Source organism: Paraburkholderia sp. SIMBA_030 (assembly GCF_046535245.1).
In the GTDB taxonomy this organism is placed as follows: domain Bacteria; phylum Pseudomonadota; class Gammaproteobacteria; order Burkholderiales; family Burkholderiaceae; genus Paraburkholderia.
Genome location: NZ_JAWRXB010001378.1, coordinates 1 through 244 on the forward strand (window position 1 = coordinate 1; position 244 = coordinate 244).

The 244-nt window shown below is 45.1% G+C and carries 1 protein-coding gene; it reads left to right on the top strand.

Annotation, left to right across the window (positions count from 1 at the left end; translation table 11 throughout):
* Nucleotides 1-244 (top strand): hypothetical protein (locus SB772_RS44550; protein WP_410839096.1); only part of this gene is annotated, 244 nt, incomplete at both ends.

Below are 244 nucleotides of genomic sequence, written 5' to 3' on the forward strand. Positions count from 1 at the left end.
GCATTATTGTGGCTATATATTAGTCAGCAGCGCTTTCAGCATAGTGTCAACGATCGTTTGCAGAGTAATGAGCAAGTAATCAGTCGATTAAACGAAATGGACGATCGTCTATTTGCCATGAGTCAGCAGATGCTGCCAGAGCCTAGAGTTAAGGCTAGTAGCCAAGCTCAGAATCAGTTGGACCTGTTGCGTATCCAAATCAAAGCTGCTGATAGACTGTTGGCGGATAGTAATGACAGTGCCG